The sequence below is a fragment of the Eubacterium segne genome, from assembly GCF_014287775.1.
Lineage (GTDB): Bacteria > Bacillota > Clostridia > Lachnospirales > Lachnospiraceae > Eubacterium_G > Eubacterium_G segne.
Window position 1 is genome coordinate 189,465 of sequence record NZ_JACOOZ010000005.1, and the last position, 17,270, is coordinate 206,734.

Consider the following 17,270-nt stretch of genomic DNA (forward strand, 5'->3'; position numbering starts at 1 on the left):
TACCATTTTAAAGTTAATACAATCATATATTTGTCCATCTTCATTTACTTGCGTAAATTCGATGGACATGTCTTATATCCCCATAGCTAAAGCAAGGGGTTTTACGACACATTTGGATAAATTTTTATCGTCTGGAAAGTTCCTTTGTAATTTCTTTCCAGGTTACGCCTTTTTCTGCCATTAATACCATTACATGGTACAAAAAGTCAGAAATTTCATATTTAACTTCCTGTGGATCAGGATTTTTGGCGGCTATTACTATTTCAGTGGCCTCTTCTCCTACTTTTTTAAGAATTTTATCTATTCCTTTATCAAAAAGATAGTTGGTATAGGAGCCTTCCTTTGGATTTTTCTTTCTGTCAAGAATTACTTTATACACATCCTCAAAAACTTTTATGGGATTTGTGTTGTCATATTCTTTTTTTACAAGATTGTTAAAGAAGCAGGTATCTGCCCCTGTGTGGCACGGAACACCTATTTGTCTTACTTTAGCAAGCATTGTATCTAAATCACAATCCATGGATAATTCTTTTACAAACTGATAATGTCCGGAGGTTTCACCTTTAACCCACAGTTCATTACGGCTTCTGCTAAAATATGTCATACGACCGGTTTTTATGGTTAAATTAAAGGCTTCTTCGTTCATGTATGCTAACATAAGAACCTGACTGGTTTCGTAATCCTGAACAATAACAGGAATCATTCCGTCACTGTTGGTTTTAAAATCAGAAAACTTCATGTCAGTTTCAAAAGTGTTTACAGCTAATCCACTCTCCTTTAGCTTGTGCTTTAATTCCATAAAGTCAAAGTTTTCATTAAAGATATCTGAAGAAACACCATAGAGTGAATTATCAGGTGTAAGATTATATACATCATTACAATTAGTAAGTAATACTTTGTCATCTGTAGCTATTACTTTGTCTGAAATCACTAAAGAATAAAGTCCTTTGTTGCATGATAATTTTTCAATATCAGTATCTAGCAAAATTGATATATTTTCACTGCCAAAGCGCTCAGAGGCCTCTTTAATAAGCTCCTGATTATTTTTTAATGATAATATTGCTTTTTTAGCTCCTGTATATATATATTTCTTTACATCTTCTAATCTTTTTACATTTCCGCCTACAAGCATTGGAATGTCAACATTGTCTGCAATGTTAATTATGGTACTGATATTGGCTTCATGTTCCCTGTCGGTAGAGGAAATATCATAAATAAGAATTTCGTCAGCTCCGTTACTGTCAAAGCATAAGGCAATTCTTACGGCATCTCCGTCGCCTAACAGCGTTGCACCGCCTTCATCTACGGCTTTTCCTTTATATAAATATATTGTTGGTATTAATTTTATTTGGTTCATTATAGTGTTCCTTTCGTGGATAAAACATCATTTATTCTGCTATCGGTTAATGTTGCCTGATCAAGGGCTTTAGCGAAAGCCTTAAAAATACCTTCAATCATATGGTGGTTATTACCACTTTCAAGCATTTTTATATGAAGATTCATTCCTACGGCATAGGTAATTGCGTGGAAAAATTCCTTAACCATTTCAGTGTCAAAATATCCTACCCTGTCAGTTGTAAAATCTACATTAAAAACAAGATAAGGTCTTCCTGACAAATCAAGGGCACACAATACAAGGGACTCATCCATTGGAAGAATGGTATGTCCGTATCTTCTTATGGATTTTTTGTCTCCTAATGCCTTTCTAATGGCTATACCAAGGGCAATGCCGGTATCTTCTATTGTATGGTGACAATCCACATATAAATCTCCTGTAACTTTAACAGTTAAATCAAATAATCCGTGTTTTGCAAAGCTAATAAGCATATGGTCAAAGAAACCAATGCCTGTGTTGACTTCAGATTTTCCAGTACCATCAAGATTTATGGATACTTCTATCTGGGTTTCGCTGGTATTTCTTACACAATCGCCTGTTCTTGTCATAATATCCTCCCTTTTACTGACAGTTGTTGTCATCTTCCTCAAATCTTACTCTTATGGAGTTAGCATGAGCTGTAAGTCCTTCAGCCTTGGCAAATTTTTGAATATCATCACTAAGAGGCATAAGGGCTTCTCTTGAAAAACTGATTATGCTTGATTTTTTTATGAAATCATCAACACTAAGTGGTGAGAAGAATTTTGCCGTACCATTAGTTGGAAGTACGTGGTTTGGACCTGCAAAATAGTCTCCAAGAGGTTCGGAACTGTATTCTCCAAGGAAAATAGCTCCTGCATTTCTAACTCTTGTCATTGTGTCAAATGGATTTGTTGTTAAAATCTCTAAATGCTCAGATGCAATTTCATTAGCGATATCTATCACATCTTCCATATTATCTGCAACAAGTATATATCCGTAATTTTCTAATGATTTAGTTAAAATTTCATTTCTTTTTAATTTTGAAACAAAGAAGTCAACCCACTTTGAAACTTCATTAGCAAGTTCAGTGCTGGTAGTTACTAAAATAGCTGAAGCAAGTTCGTCATGTTCTGCCTGAGATAAAAGATCAGCAGCCACATATCGTGGATTGGCACTTTCATCAGCTATAACCATTATTTCACTTGGACCTGCAACAGAATCAATGCTTACATAACCAAAAACAGCTTTTTTGGCAAGGGCTACGTAAATATTTCCCGGTCCTACAATCTTGTCTACTTTCTTGATGGATTCGGTTCCGTAAGCAAGAGCTGCAATTGCCTGAGCACCGCCTACTTTATATATTACATCTACTCCTGCTTCGTTAGCTGCAACTAATGTATTAGGATTAACTTTTCCATCCTTTCCCGGAGGTGTAACCATAACTATTTCATCTACCCCTGCAACCTTTGCCGGAATAACGTTCATAAGTACAGATGACGGATAAGCAGCCTTACCTCCCGGTACATAAACACCAACACGGGCTAAGGCAGTAACCTTCTGACCTAAAATTGAACCATCTGTTTTGGAATCAAACCAGCTGTACTGCTTTTGTTTTTCATGATAGTCTTTAATATTTTTTAGGGATTTTTTAATAATATCCACTAATTCAGGGTTTTCTAAAGAATTATAAGCTTCTTCAATTTCTTCCTTAGTAACTTTAATGTTTTCTGCTGAAATGTCAGCTTTGTCAAATTTTAATGTGTAATCAAATAATGCCTTGTTACCGTTTTCCTTAACATTTTGAAGGATTTCATTTACACTGTCGGCATATTTATCATAATTATTTGGGCTCCTTTTTAAAAGGTCGTTTAAAATATTCTTTTTTGATGTGTCATCTAATTTAACTATTCTCATGGTTGCCTCCTAAAGATTTATATTTTGCTTTAAATCTGAAATAATTTTTCTGATTCGTTCGTCTTCCATTTTCATGCTTACCTGATTTACTACCATTCTGGCTGATAATGGACAAACTTCTTCTAATACTTCAAGACCGTTTTCTTTTAAGGTAGTTCCTGTTTCCACAATATCAACAATAACCTCTGATAAACCTACAATAGGAGCTAACTCAACAGAACCGTTTAATTTAATTATTTCAACAGTCTGATATTTTTTGTTATAGAAATAATCCTTTGCAATTTTGGGATACTTTGAAGCCACACGTATCATTTCGTGGTCTTTTAAAAGCTCCCTGGCAGATTTAGGACCACATACACACATGCGGCACTTTCCAAATCCTAAATCAAGTACTTCATATAATTTTCTGTCTTCTTCTAAAATTGTGTCTTTTCCTACAATTCCAATATCGGCAGCACCGTATTCCACATAAGTTGGAACATCACTTGCCTTGGCAAGGAAAAAGCGAAGCTTTAAATCTTCATTTACAAAAATAAGCTTTCGTGTTTTTTCATCTTTCATCTCCTCACATTCAATCCCAATATCTTCAAACATTTTCATGGCTGTTTTTGCCAGACGTCCTTTAGCTAATGCAAATGTTAAATATCTCATGTTGTCACCTACAATTCCACGGCACCATCATTAGAAACATATGTAATCTTTGATGCACCGTCCTCTTTCTTGAAATTAACGTATTCCTCAATGGCAATATCCGGCTTTTTTGGAATAAGCTCTGTTTTTATGCCGTTATTTCTTAAAACCTCTGCTAAAGATAGTGCAGATTTTCTAAATGCCGGTTCATATATAATAACCTGATATTCATAATCGGTTTTTCCGGTATATGATTTGGCATTTAATGCTACCATTATCTGGTCCATATAAATGGCAAAACCAATGGAAGCTGCATTTTTTCCAAACTGTGACAGTAATTTGTCATATCGGCCTCCCGCAACGATTTTGTCGCCGGTTCCATAGGTATATCCTTTAAAAATAATTCCGGTATAGTATCCGTAATTGCTGGATGTACCTAAATCAAAGCTTATATATTTTGATACCCCATAATCTTCTAAAATAGAATAAAGGGATTTAAGACGCTTAATGGCATCTAAAGCAGTTTTATTTGAAGTGAGCTGCTGTGCCTTATCTAATACTTCCACAGAACCAAACAGCTCCGGTAATTTAAGCATTGCTTCCTTTGCTTCACCTGTTACACCCTCACGGTTTAAAATTTCTTCAACACCAAAATCATTTTTGTTTTGAATGTAGTTATTAATTTCATTTTCCGTTTCTGCATCCAAACCACAGTCCTGAAGTATTCCGTTATAGAAATCCACATGACCGATTTCAACTAAAAACTCCTCTAATCCAGCGGCTTTTAAGGATTCCACAACTAAGGCAATCATTTCTGCATCCGCCTCTACGGAATCATCATTTATCAGCTCACAGCCAAGCTGTGTAATTTCTTTTAACTTTCCCTGAAGTTCGGAATTGTTAATGTATGTGTTGGCATTGTAGCACAATTTAATTGGAACATTAACATCCATATAATACTTTGCTGCAAGTCTTGCAATGGAAGGAGTAACGTCAGGTCTTAATACAAGAGTGTTTCCTTCCCTGTCAAAAAACTTGTACATATTTTTAGAGGCAACAGATCCTCTCTCCTTACTAAATATATCAAAAAATTCAAAGGTTGGTGTTTGAATATTATGAAATCCATATAAATTAAATAAATTGTTTATTTTGTTTTCAACTGTCATTTTTATGGCACATTCCTTACTGTAAATGTCCCTGACTCCCACCGGTGTATGTAATAATACCTTTTCCATAGTACCTCCTAAAATATTTAGTCAATCGCTTTAACGAATTAAAGTAGTAATTCACTACCTTATTATCAGAATGAAATTATATTACACTAATTTACATTTCTTGTCAATATTTGGATTATCTGTTTTGTAAATCTCTTTTTATTCCTTCAAGATAATGAACAACAGCTCCTGATGTGGAATTAATTTTGTAATTTTTATCTATTTCATCATATGTAAAACTTTTCCTGCCACCGTTTAAGCTTCTTTCATAGAAAAATTTGATATCTTTAAAGGGTATATAGTAAGTTTCATTTAAACTACTAAAAAATAACAGAATAAAGGAAATTCCACCCTGTTTTTCAAAATCTTCCATGAATTTAACCTGATGTTCATGAATGTTCATTATAGGAAAGGTTTTAACGGCACATTCCTTTGCATCAAAACAAACAGGTATTCCCTGTACGGCTCCTATGTAATCAACGGTACTTTGCTTCTCAAAATATGCCAATGTAATATGCCTTGTGCTTTGGTCAATTTCAACAGGAGTAATGGGTGTGGGAATTTTCTGAATTAATGCAAGCTTCTGCTGTCTGTAGTGTTCATTTGTCATATTTATCATATCTTCAAGGGTTGAGCCACGAAGCCCTCTTGACGACCATGTTCCCATTTAAACCTCCGTTGGTGTTTGAATATTTTCATCAATTATTTTTTTGAAAATTTCAGGAACAGCTGCCTTTATCGTTTGCTGGGATAAATCACATAAAGCTCCTTTGATTTCGGGAAAACTCATTATCCATGAATGTAGAAGCTGATCCTTTAATCCGTATTTTTCTTTGTATATATCATTAATTTTTTTATTTCCATATTTGTAATCACCAATGATTCCGTGACCAATTGAAGATAAATGGGCACGTATCTGGTGGGCGCGTCCTGTTACAAGTTTTACTTTTAATAATGTAAGGTTTTCTCCAAAACCAATAGGCTCATACTTTGTTTCAATATACTTTCCATCAGGTGTTTCTTTGTTTGAAATAGTAACCTTGTTAGTTTTTTTGTCTTTTTTTAAATAACCCTTTATAGTTGTGGTTTTATCAAGGTAACCTGAAACCAGTGTTAAATAAAACTTGTCCATGGAACGTTTTTTTATAATTTCAGACATTGTCTGTAGCCCGATTAAAGATTTTCCGGCTATAATTAATCCGCTGGTATTGCGGTCAAGACGGTTACAGACTCCCGGTTTAAAGGTCTTTAGTTGGGTAGCCGACAGACTTTTAGTTTCAACAAGGTACGAAATAATATATTCATTAATTGAAATGTCGTCTTTTTGGGCTTTTTGGCTTAAAATTCCTGATGGCTTATTTACAATGATAATATTTTCATCTTCATATACAACATCTAATGAAAAATGGGGAAGAGTTAAAACACTGCTGTTTCCTTTCCCTGTAAACTTATCAATGGTGTCATCTGTCATATAGATTTTCACACTGTCGTTAATATTTAATTTCTCTTTACCATTAGCTTTTTTGTTATTTAAAACTATATTTTTTTTACGAAGCATTTTATAAATGAAACTTCCCGGTGCTTCTTTGAAAAATTTAAAAAGAAACTTATCAAATCGCTGTCCGACTTCATTTTTGCCAATAATAATTTCCTGCATACATTCTTACCTATTGTTTTAGTTTGATTTTAAGTTGCTAATTTCTTCTTCAGTTAGTTTCCTGTATCCTCCGGACTTTAAGTTTTTATCCAATATAAGAGAACCCATGGAAATTCTTTTTAGGAATGTAACTGTAAGACCAATTGCCTGAAACATTCGCTTAACCTGATGATATTTTCCTTCAGTTATGGTTATATATGCCCTGTTTCTACCAGAAAGAATCTCTAACTTAGCAGGTTTAGTAATATTTTTTTCACCAATATCCAGTCCTTTAGCAAACAAATCTATATCGCTGTCTATTAATTCACCGTTTAATTCCACGTAATATGTTTTATTTACATGTTTTTTGGGAGATAACAGATTGTGGGATAATTCACCGTCATTAGTAATTAGTAACAACCCTTCGGTATCCTTATCTAAACGACCAACCGGGAAAAGTCCTTCTTTAGGAGTTACATCCATAATATCCATAACGGTTTTGTAATTATTATCCTTTACTGCCGTAAGGACTCCCGGAGGTTTGTTTAACATATAATAGTAAAATTTGTTATATTCTAAGTTTACTCCGTCAAGGGAAACTATATCATTATTTTCGTCAATATGTCTTTCAGGTTTATTTTCCAAAACATTATTCACAAATACTTTTTTTGATTTTATCAATGCCTTAACCTGACTTCTTGAACCGATTCCCTGATTTGTAAGGTATTTGTCTAATCTCATTAAAAACCTCGCAAAATTAATTTAAATCCCTGTAAAGAGTTTCAATAACTTTTTTCTGTTCTTTGGTAAGTTTGACCTTTGGTGAATTATCATCGCAGGTATTCCTATTTTCAACAATAAGAACAGTACAGTTTTTTTCAGGGGTGTGGGTGTGAAATGTACCTTTTTTTACATTGTAAAGCTTTAAGGGCTCAAGTTTTATGGCTTCTATTTTACCGATTTCAGAACCTTGTCCACCTAAAAACAAAGTAAAATCTCCATTTAGTAAGATAAACACTTCGTCAGATTCATTATGCTTTTGCATATCCTTTAGTTTATCCACTTCTAATTCTTCACAATATCTAAGCTCAGCAACACGCCAGCTTTCAAAATCAATAAGGGGAAGGTAGCCTTCTCCGTTAAAAGACGATATTTCTAAGTTATTGTTAAACATATAATCCTTTGTCATATTGTACTCCTAATTTTTAAATTTCTGCAATTACTTCTACTTCACACAATACATTCTTTGGAAGGGTTTTAACTGCCACACAGCTTCTTGCAGGTTTTCCTGTAAAATATTTTCCGTAGATTTCATTAAATGTAGCAAAGTCATTCATATCAGCTAAAAAACAAACTGTTTTTACGGCATTTTCGTATGTAACACCTGCTTCTTCAAGAATTGCTCCTAAATTCTTCATTACCTGTTCTGTCTGCTCGGTAATGGTTGCACCTACGATTTCACCTGTTGCAGGGTCAAGGGCAATCTGTCCTGATGTAAATAAAAGATTTCCTGTTTTAACTGCCTGTGAGTATGGTCCGATAGCTGCCGGAGCTTTGTTTGTACTTATTTTATTCATAATTTTGTACCTTCTTTCTAGTCAATATTCTTATATATTTTACACTTTTAAAGTTGTTATTACAAGAGTTAATAATCGGCAGCAAGGGTTTTAGTCTCAAGGTATTTTAAAACCGTATAGGGATTAACACTAAGCTCTGAATAATTTTTTGTGGCAATATATATTCCAAAATGAAGATGAACGGCAAAATTCCCGGAAGTTCCTTCTACTTTTCCGTAACCGGTATCTCCCATATATCCCAGCAATGTTCCGGCTTTAATTTTATCTCCCTTTTTTATCCCTGCGTAGCTGCTTAAATGGGCATAATAAAAATAACCGGAGGAATTACTTCTTATGCCAACCCGGTATCCTCCCTTTTCAAGCCAACCCATGTTTTCCACAACTCCATCAGTAACGCTGATTACCGGGTAGTATCCGCTAACATTATTTTCAGCCATAATATCAATACCTTCATGTTTGTATTTGCCATTATAATTTCTGTCCGCACCATAGGAATTATCATATGAAACCCAGTAGTCAGAAGAATTGCTTTTTAAAACAGGAAAAAACTTAATGTCATTATATATTGCAGCTAAGGCTTTACTGCATTCCTTATATTCGTAAGGATGTGAAAAGACAAATTGCTTTTTCATATTTTTAATATCTTTGTAGGTTTCGCTAAAATTACTTATGGAGCAGTTATTAAAAACGTAAAGGGGTGTAAGAATATCTGACAAGGTGCATTTCTCATTAGATGCGATTTCAGCAGCATTTGTAATAGCTTTTTCTGAAATGTTATTATTTCTGAATTTTTCAGATTCTACAATATTTACGGTAATATCATAGTAAGCGGAAAAAATCTCTGAAAATATATAATTATTTAAAACAGATAAAACTAAAATTAAAAAGATACAATAAGTTTTCTTCATAAAATAAGCGGCATATATTTTTTACTAATATATGCCGCAAAGTATTAAAATAAAACTTTTAACTTTGACTGCTTCCTGTTTGGAGACGATAATAGGTTCCCTTTTGCGCCATTAATTCATCATGGTTTCCTCTCTCAATAATTCTTCCGTTTTCAAGAACCATAATACAGTCGCTGTTTTTGATGGTTGATAATCTATGGGCAATAACAAAGGTAGTTCTTCCTTTCATTAATGCATCCATTCCTTCCTGAACTATACGTTCTGTTCTTGTATCTATGGAGGACGTAGCCTCGTCAAGAATTAATGCCGGTGGATTAGCAACTGCTGCTCTGGCTATGGCTAACAACTGACGCTGTCCCTGAGATAAATTACCACCATCTCCTATAAGCATTGTGTTATATCCATCAGGAAGTCTTCTAATGAAGCTGTCAGCATTGGCAAGCTTTGCTGCCGCAATTATTTCTTCATCTGTAGCATCTAGATTACCATAACGGATATTTTCCATAACTGTGGCAGAGAATAAATGAGTATCCTGAAGTACAATTCCAAGAGAGCGTCTTAAATCTGCCTTTTTAATTTTGTTTATGTTAATTCCGTCATATCTGATTTTACCATCCTGAATATCATAAAATCTGTTAATTAAATTAGTTATGGTTGTTTTGCCGGCACCGGTAGAACCAACAAAGGCAAGCTTCTGTCCCGGATTAGCATAAAGCTTTACATCATGAAGAACAATTTTGTCATCATTGTAGCCAAAATCAACACCGTCAAAAACAATTTCACCTTTCATAGGAACATAAGTTGTGGTGCCGTCTTCTTTATGATAATGCTTCCATGCCCAGGTTCCTGTTCTTTCGCTACATTCTACAATTTCACCTTTTTCATATTTTGAACGTACCAATGTAACATAACCTTCGTCAGTTTCAGGCTTTTCGGCTAACAGTTTAAAGATTCTGTCAGCTCCTGCTAATGCCATAACAATACTGTTCATCTGCATTGTTATCTGATTAATTGGCTGGGCAAACTGCTTATTATATGTTAAAAAGGTAATGAGCTTTCCGGGAGTCATGGTAAATCCTGCTATTCCGTTAATGGCAAGAACTGCACCTATACAGGCACATAATACATAACTTACATTGGAAAGCTGTGCATTACAAGGCCCCATAACATTGGCAAATTTATTGGCATTATTTGCTGAATGATATAACTTTTCGTTTAATTCGTTAAATTCATCAATGGCCTGATTCTCATGGCAGAAAACCTTAACAACTTTCTGTCCTTCCATCATTTCCTCTATATAGCCGTTTACTGCACCAATATCCTTTTGCTGGGAAAGAAAATAACGTCCTGAAAGACCGGTTAATTTCTTTGATACAAAAGATATTAAAGCAATCATAATTAATGTAATAATTGTAAGAGGAATACTTAATGCAAACATACATGCAAGAACACTTACAATAGTAATGGCACTGTTTAACATTTGAGGGAAAGACTGACTTATAAACTGTCTTAATGTATCAATGTCATTAGTATACATGGACATAATATCTCCATGGGAGTGAGTGTCAAAATATTTAATTGGAAGTCCCTGCATGTGGTCAAACATGGCATCCCTTAAGTGTTTAAGGGTACCCTGGGTTACAAAAACCATAAGTTCCGCCTGTATAAGTGATGTAAGAATACCTATAACATAAAAGCCGGCAACTTTGGTCATAGCTCCCACTAAAGGTGCGAAATCCGTACTTCCGGTTTTAACCATAGGGAGAATGTAGTCATCAACTAAAGCCTTCATAAACCATGTTCCCTGAACATTGGCGAAAACACTTCCTATAATACAAAGTAAAACTATAACAAGGTGTACTCCATAATACTTTCCAACAAATTTAATTATCTGTCCCAATATTTTGAAAGGATGATCAATTTTTTGTCTTGGTCCCATATTTCTTCTTCCGGGCCCTTTTACAACTTTTGCCTGAGCCATTATGCTTCCCCTCCTTTCTTGTCAAAATCACCATTGTCGTTAGACTGCTGCATATAAACTTCTCTGTAAATCTCATTATTTTCAAGAAGTTCATTATGGGTTCCGATACCATTTATCTTTCCGTCATCTAAAACAATAATTCTGTCTGCATCCATAATACTTGATATTCTCTGGGCAATAATAATTTTAGTTGTATCAGGTATTTCTTCTTTAAATGCCTTTCTTATCCTGCTGTCTGTTAAAGTATCAACTGCACTGGTGCTGTCATCTAAAATAAGAATTTTAGGCTTTTTAAGTAATGCGCGGGCAATACAAAGTCGTTGTTTCTGGCCACCTGATACATTAGCTCCACCCTGTTCAATGTGGGTGTTATATTTGTCAGGCATTTTTTCAATAAATTCATCTGCACATGCTAATTTGCAGGCTCTTATACATTCCTCTTCAGTGGCATTAGGATCACCCCATCTTAAATTATCCAAAATACTTCCTGAAAAGAGAACGTTCTTTTGTAATACAACACTAACTTCCTGTCTCAAGGTATCAAGGTCATAGCTTTTTACATCTTTTCCACCTACTAAAAGATAACTTTCGGTGTTTTCATCTGCAGGTGGCTCTATATCATACAATCTGCTAATAAGATTAACAAAGCTTGATTTGGCACTACCTGTTCCTCCCATAATTCCTATTGTTTCACCGGAATTAATATGAATATTAATATTTTCAAGAATAGGCTTTTCACTGGTTTGATTGTATCTGAAATTAACATTTTTAAATGTAATGCTTCCGTCAGGTACATCGTAATCAGGATTTGTCGGATTAACAATATCTGCCTTTTCATTTAAAACCTCTGCAATACGTTTACCACTGGATAAACTCATGGTAATCATAACAAATACCATTGAAAGCATCATAAGACTCATAAGTATATTCATGCAGTATGCAAGAAGAGATGTTAAGTTTCCTGTGGTAAGATTTGGAGGAAGATTTCCACCTGCCACAATTGCCTGGGCACTAAGCCAGCTGATTATCAATATACATGAATAAACTGTAGTCATCATAATAGGGGCATTAAGGGAAACAATTCCCTCAGCCTTTATAAACATTTTATATACGTTATAGCTTGCCTTGCTGAATTTCTTTCTCTCGTAATCTTCTCTTACATATGCCTTTACGACACGCATGGCAGTTACGTTTTCCTGTACACTTTCATTTAATTCATCGTATTTTTTAAATACCTGACTGAAATACTTAAATGCACCACCGGTAATAAATGCAAGGATAATACCTAAAATAATAACTGCTATAAGATAAACACTTGCCATTTTAGGTGATACGGAAAATGCCATAATCATGGCAACAATAAGGCTAAAAGGTGCTCTTACTGCCATTCTAAGTATCATCTGATAAGCATTTTGAATATTGGTTACATCCGTTGTAAGTCTTGTAACAAGACCTGCGGTGCTGAATTTATCAATGTTTGAAAAACTAAATGTCTGAATATTTGCAAACATTGCTTTTCTTAAGTTTTTGGCAAAGCCTGTTGAAGCCTTAGCACCGAATACTCCGCCACCAAAACCGGTAATGAGACCTGCAAGGGCAAGTAAAAGCATTATGGCTGATGTAATGTAAATTTTCTTTAAATCTCCGGTTCCTATGGAATCAATAATAACAGACATTAGCAATGGAATGAAATTTTCCACTACAACTTCCGCTAACATACACAGAGGTGTCAATATTGATGCCGTAATATAACCTTTAATATGTTTTCCCAGTGTTCTAATCATGGTTTCTCCTCTCAAATTCTTTTTTCAGACAGCAAATATCCTGTTCAGATATATCTGTGCCACTTACTAAATTACTATATAATCTTTCAAGATATGCACGAAGTCTTGTAGTTTCATCTGATGAAAAGCCTTTTAACAAAATGGATTCTGTTTCATCCCTTTGTGATGTCATTAATTCAATTTTTTCCATTGCTTTGTTTGTGAGAGTGATATTTTTAAATTTTTTGTTTTCTTCATCCACTGTTATTTCAATAAGGCTTTTTTCACTAAGACGACTAAGGATTCCTGCCATTGTTGAATGTTTGACTTCAAAATGATTTGCTAAATCCTTCTGGGTTATTTTATTGCCACTGTTACAATGCAGATGCAATAAAACGTGCATTTGTGTTGCAGTTATATCTAGCTGCTGTAAATTCTGATTCATTCTGATTTTAAATAACTGATCAATCCTTTTTATGATTGGTCCAAAATGTTCATCCATATTTCCTCCTTAAATAATATGAATATGGTAGTGCCTCTACCGTGGGTGTTGGCAATTGGTAGGACGCATCCTAAAAATGAATTTTAGTCATTTATGTTCCTACTCAAAAAAGATATGTAGCACGCTACATATCTTAACTCTTATAAGAAAATTAGTCAACAAAAAAATTAACAAATTTCCCTATTCATAATTAAATCAATTTGCTCCATTGTGGATGAAGGAGTTGAGGAATTATCAATATATTCATCGGCATAGAAATTGTACTCATCATCATCCGGCTGACTGTTTATTATATCAATTGCCTTTTGTCTTGAATATCCTCTTGAACTAATAAGTCTTCTTATCCGTTCTTCCCTTTCACAGTAAACAAACCAAAGCTCATGACATCGTTTTTCAATGCCTGAGCCTATAAGGATGGCTGACTCAACTACCGTAACATCAGATTTTGATATATCAATTAAACGGTTAATTTCATCAATTGTTCCCGGATGGGTTATGCTGTTTAACAGGTCTAATTTATCCTTGTCATTAAATACTATTTCAGCCAATTTTGTCCTGTCAATATTACCATTATCATTTACTTCAGGAAAGGTACTTAAAACTTTATGGTATACCTTATGACCCGGTGTCATAATATCTTTTGCCACTAAATCTGACTTGATAATGTTGGCATTATATTTTTCTTCAAGGTAGTCAAGAACAGTGGATTTACCACTTCCTACACCTCCAATTATTCCAATAATCATATGTTTCTTCTTTCTGTAGTTAATGTGCCTCGTCCCAATTGTTGCCCTCTTTAACATCAACATCCAAAGGAACATGTAAATTTGCTGCGCCTTCCATGTTTTTAACCAAAATATCCTGTACCGTGGAAATTTCATCTTTGTATGTTTCTACTAGAAGTTCATCGTGAACCTGTAAAACAATTCTTGATTTAAGGTTGTTCTTCCTTAATTCTCTTTCCACGTTAATCATGGCAATTTTCATAATATCCGCAGCAGTTCCCTGAATAGGTGAATTCATTGCCACACGTTCGCCAAATTGTCTCTGCATAAAATTTCCGGCTTTTAATTCAGGAATAGGTCTTCTTCTTCCGAACATGGTAGTTGAATATCCCTTTTCCTTTGCTTCCTTAACTGAATTATCCAGATAGTTCTTAATTCCCGGATAACTTTTAAAGTAGTCATCAATATATTTTTCAGCCTCTTTTTTGCTGATTGACAAATCCTGACTTAAGCCAAAGGAACTGATTCCGTATACAATACCAAAATTAACTGCTTTGGCATTGCTACGCTGGGTCTTTGTAACTTCATCTAAAGGCACATGAAATACCAAAGATGCCGTTGCCGCGTGTATGTCTTTTGATTCTCTGTAGGCTTCAATTAAATTTTCATCATCAGACATATGGGCAAGGATTCTAAGTTCAATCTGAGAATAATCTGCATCTAAAAATACACAATCATCCTTTGGAACAAAGACTTTTCTTATTTCCCGTCCTAAAGCCATTCTTACAGGAATGTTTTGAAGATTAGGCTCAGTGGAACTGATTCTTCCTGTGGCTGTTATGGTTTGATTAAATTTACCGTGAATACGGCTGTCGTCTCCAATATACACTGCCAAACCATCAGCATATGTGGATTTAAGCTTTGTAAGCTGTCTGTATTCAAGAATCTTTCTTACAAAAGGATACTCCGGCTCTAATTTCTCAAGAACTGATGCTGAGGTAGAATATCCTGTTTTGGTTTTCTTACCACCGGGAAGACCCATTTCTCCAAAAAGAATTTCTCCTAACTGTTTAGGGGAATTAATATTAAAATCATGACCTGCTTCGTCATATATTTCCTTTTCAAGAATTTTAATGTCTCCGTTTAATCTGTTGCCATATTCCTTTAGTTCTTCCGGTTTAATCATAATTCCGCACTTTTCCATAGAATATAAGGCATAAGTTAATGGAATTTCAATATTGCTATATACATCCCACATATCTGTTTCAATTAGCTTTGACTTTAAAACATCATAAGCCTTATAATTTACAAGGGCATTGTAGCAGCAATAATTAATAACGTTTTCTTCTATTTCATAAGGTGATACCTCACCTTTTTTTACTTTAGGAAAAATTTCTTCCATAGACGGTAATGTAATTCCTAAATAATCCCTTGCAATATCGTCGTAAAGATATGTGTTAGATAAAGGATTAATAAGGTATGCCGCTATTTCCACATCAAAAAGATTAGAATTTTCGTCATTTTCTAAAATAGTTTTATTAAATATATCGTTATTTTCTTTTATATTGGCAACAGAAATTATGCAATTGGAATTTACAATATCCCTGATATGGAATATAAGATATTCTTTAGTAATAAGTCCAAAAACAGGTAAAAAGTAAACTGCATCATCTTCTTTACATATGGAAATACCTGTAATGTCATTGTTTCCATAAATATAAAGTCCTATTTTATCTGCAGATTTAAGGTTATTAAATAATTCTTCAGCTTTATCAGGCTGGGAAATTTTAACAAAGGAATCCTCATATTTGTTTTCTAAGGTAACTCCTGAAAATCTCGGAATCATGCTTTTAAATTCCAGGTGTTTTATCATATCTAATGCATCGGCAGTGTATATATCTTCAAATACACAATCCTCAATCTTAGTTTCAACAGGTGATTTCCTGTTAATTGTGGCAAGAACCTTACTCATTTGTGCCATGTCGTAATGCTCTAATAACGCAGTTTTATTACGCTTGTTACTGATTTCTTCTGCGTGCTCATAGGCATTTTCAATAGAACCAAACTGTTCAATAATGTTTGTGGCACCCTTTTCGCCAATTCCCGGAACCCCCGGTATATTATCGGAAGAATCTCCCATCAATGCCTTAACATCAATAAATTCAACAGGAGTAACCTTATAAAGCTCTTTTACTTCTTCTGTTTTATATTTTTCAACGGTAGTCTGTCCCTTTTTTGTTTTAGGGATGCATATCATAACTTTGTCAGAGGCTAGCTGAAGCAAATCCCTGTCTCCTGAAAATACACATACATCCATTCCTGCATCTTCCCCTATTTTGGACATGGTTCCAATAACATCATCAGCTTCAAATCCCGGCAACTCTATGGTTGTTATATTCATTTTGTGCAGTAATTCCTTAATAACCGGTACCTGTTCTCTAAGTTCAGGAAGCATAGGCTTTCTTGTGCCTTTGTAATCCTTAAACATTTCATGTCTGAATGTAGGCTGGTGTACATCAAAAGCTATAGCCAGATAATCAGGCTTTTCATCATCAATTAATTTAAATAATATATTTAAGAAACCAAATACTGCATTGGTGTGTAATCCTTCTGAATTGGTAAAAAGAGGTACTCCGTAGAATGCCCTGTTTAATATGCTGTGTCCGTCAACTAATACTAATTTACTCATTATGCCTCCAAATTTAAATATAGCCATTTTCGTTTAAATAAACAAAAAGAATTGTACAACAAATCATAAAAAGAAAAATGATTATGGATATTTTTCCGGCTTTTTTCATTGTTTTCTGACGTTGAAAGTATTCATCATAAAAGCTTTTGATATTGTCTAATTCCTCTTCGGTATCAGCGCCTTCTTCACTGCCTTCCGGCGCAGGTATATCACCTAAACCTCTGTGGATGGTATAGTAAAGAGAAAGCTCTTCGTTACAACTTTTACATGTTTTTGCATGTTCTAAAAATTCTTTTAAATCGTCAGAATAATCAATTTTATCGAAAATAAAATCATTTATCAATTCCTGAAATCTTGTACAATCCATATAAATT

Annotated in this window: 17 protein-coding genes; all 17 read right to left on the bottom strand. The window is 34.3% G+C overall.

What is annotated here, in order from left to right; genetic code table 11:
* Window positions 1-124 precede the first annotated feature (124 nt).
* The 17 genes from hisIE to H8S00_RS08790 all read right to left on the bottom strand — a co-directional run bounded on the left by hisIE (window position 125) and on the right by H8S00_RS08790 (window position 17,263).
* Window positions 125-1,357: a bifunctional phosphoribosyl-AMP cyclohydrolase/phosphoribosyl-ATP diphosphatase HisIE gene (gene hisIE, locus H8S00_RS08710; protein WP_186840406.1), complete on the bottom strand. Its 1,233-nt coding sequence runs from the start codon at window positions 1,355-1,357 to the stop codon at window positions 125-127.
* Window positions 1,357-1,944 (bottom strand): imidazoleglycerol-phosphate dehydratase HisB, encoded by a 588-nt coding sequence (gene hisB / locus H8S00_RS08715; protein WP_021953026.1) that lies wholly within the window; start codon window positions 1,942-1,944, stop codon window positions 1,357-1,359. Before hisB ends, hisIE begins: the two co-directional genes overlap by 1 nt.
* Window positions 1,945-1,957: 13 nt before the next feature.
* A complete protein-coding gene (hisD, locus tag H8S00_RS08720; RefSeq protein WP_021953025.1) occupies window positions 1,958-3,271 on the bottom strand; it encodes a histidinol dehydrogenase in 1,314 nt (437 codons plus the stop codon).
* Window positions 3,272-3,280: 9 nt separating this feature from the next.
* On the bottom strand, window positions 3,281-3,922 hold the full coding sequence (gene hisG, locus H8S00_RS08725; RefSeq protein ID WP_021953024.1) for an ATP phosphoribosyltransferase: 642 nt from the start codon (window positions 3,920-3,922) through the stop codon (window positions 3,281-3,283).
* Window positions 3,923-3,930: 8 nt separating this feature from the next.
* Window positions 3,931-5,136, bottom strand: coding sequence for an ATP phosphoribosyltransferase regulatory subunit (gene hisZ, locus H8S00_RS08730; protein ID WP_118588598.1), 1,206 nt, complete (start codon window positions 5,134-5,136; stop codon window positions 3,931-3,933).
* A 115-nt stretch (window positions 5,137-5,251) separates the two neighbouring features.
* A complete protein-coding gene (locus tag H8S00_RS08735) occupies window positions 5,252-5,782 on the bottom strand; it encodes a Holliday junction resolvase RecU (protein WP_021953022.1) in 531 nt (176 codons plus the stop codon).
* A complete protein-coding gene (locus H8S00_RS08740; protein WP_186840407.1) occupies window positions 5,783-6,772 on the bottom strand; it encodes an RluA family pseudouridine synthase in 990 nt (329 codons plus the stop codon).
* Window positions 6,773-6,790: 18 nt separating this feature from the next.
* Window positions 6,791-7,492, bottom strand: coding sequence for a pseudouridine synthase (locus tag H8S00_RS08745; RefSeq protein WP_118588596.1), 702 nt, complete (start codon window positions 7,490-7,492; stop codon window positions 6,791-6,793).
* Between the two features lie 16 nt (window positions 7,493-7,508).
* Complete coding sequence (locus H8S00_RS08750; RefSeq protein ID WP_021953019.1) at window positions 7,509-7,940, bottom strand: cupin domain-containing protein; 432 nt, start codon at window positions 7,938-7,940, stop codon at window positions 7,509-7,511.
* A gap of 16 nt (window positions 7,941-7,956) precedes the next feature.
* Window positions 7,957-8,328: a RidA family protein gene (locus tag H8S00_RS08755; protein ID WP_186840408.1), complete on the bottom strand. Its 372-nt coding sequence runs from the start codon at window positions 8,326-8,328 to the stop codon at window positions 7,957-7,959.
* A 68-nt stretch (window positions 8,329-8,396) separates the two neighbouring features.
* A complete protein-coding gene (locus tag H8S00_RS08760) occupies window positions 8,397-9,236 on the bottom strand; it encodes a M23 family metallopeptidase (RefSeq protein ID WP_243052977.1) in 840 nt (279 codons plus the stop codon).
* 58 nt (window positions 9,237-9,294) lie between these two features.
* Entirely contained in the window at window positions 9,295-11,217 is a 1,923-nt protein-coding gene (locus H8S00_RS08765; protein ID WP_118588594.1) for an ABC transporter ATP-binding protein, read from the bottom strand.
* Window positions 11,217-13,001 carry an ABC transporter ATP-binding protein gene (locus H8S00_RS08770; protein ID WP_118588593.1) on the bottom strand — a complete coding sequence of 595 codons (1,785 nt, stop codon included), beginning with the start codon at window positions 12,999-13,001 and terminating at the stop codon, window positions 11,217-11,219. Before H8S00_RS08770 ends, H8S00_RS08765 begins: the two co-directional genes overlap by 1 nt.
* A complete protein-coding gene (locus tag H8S00_RS08775) occupies window positions 12,994-13,482 on the bottom strand; it encodes a MarR family winged helix-turn-helix transcriptional regulator (protein WP_118588592.1) in 489 nt (162 codons plus the stop codon). The genes H8S00_RS08770 and H8S00_RS08775 overlap by 8 nt, the downstream gene beginning before the upstream one ends.
* 167 nt (window positions 13,483-13,649) lie before the next feature.
* Complete coding sequence (gene coaE / locus H8S00_RS08780; RefSeq protein WP_158576780.1) at window positions 13,650-14,228, bottom strand: dephospho-CoA kinase; 579 nt, start codon at window positions 14,226-14,228, stop codon at window positions 13,650-13,652.
* Window positions 14,229-14,247: 19 nt separating this feature from the next.
* Window positions 14,248-16,896, bottom strand: coding sequence for a DNA polymerase I (gene polA, locus H8S00_RS08785; protein ID WP_118588590.1), 2,649 nt, complete (start codon window positions 16,894-16,896; stop codon window positions 14,248-14,250).
* A 13-nt stretch (window positions 16,897-16,909) separates the two neighbouring features.
* Entirely contained in the window at window positions 16,910-17,263 is a 354-nt protein-coding gene (locus H8S00_RS08790) for a zf-HC2 domain-containing protein (RefSeq protein ID WP_021953011.1), read from the bottom strand.
* Window positions 17,264-17,270 lie beyond the last annotated feature (7 nt).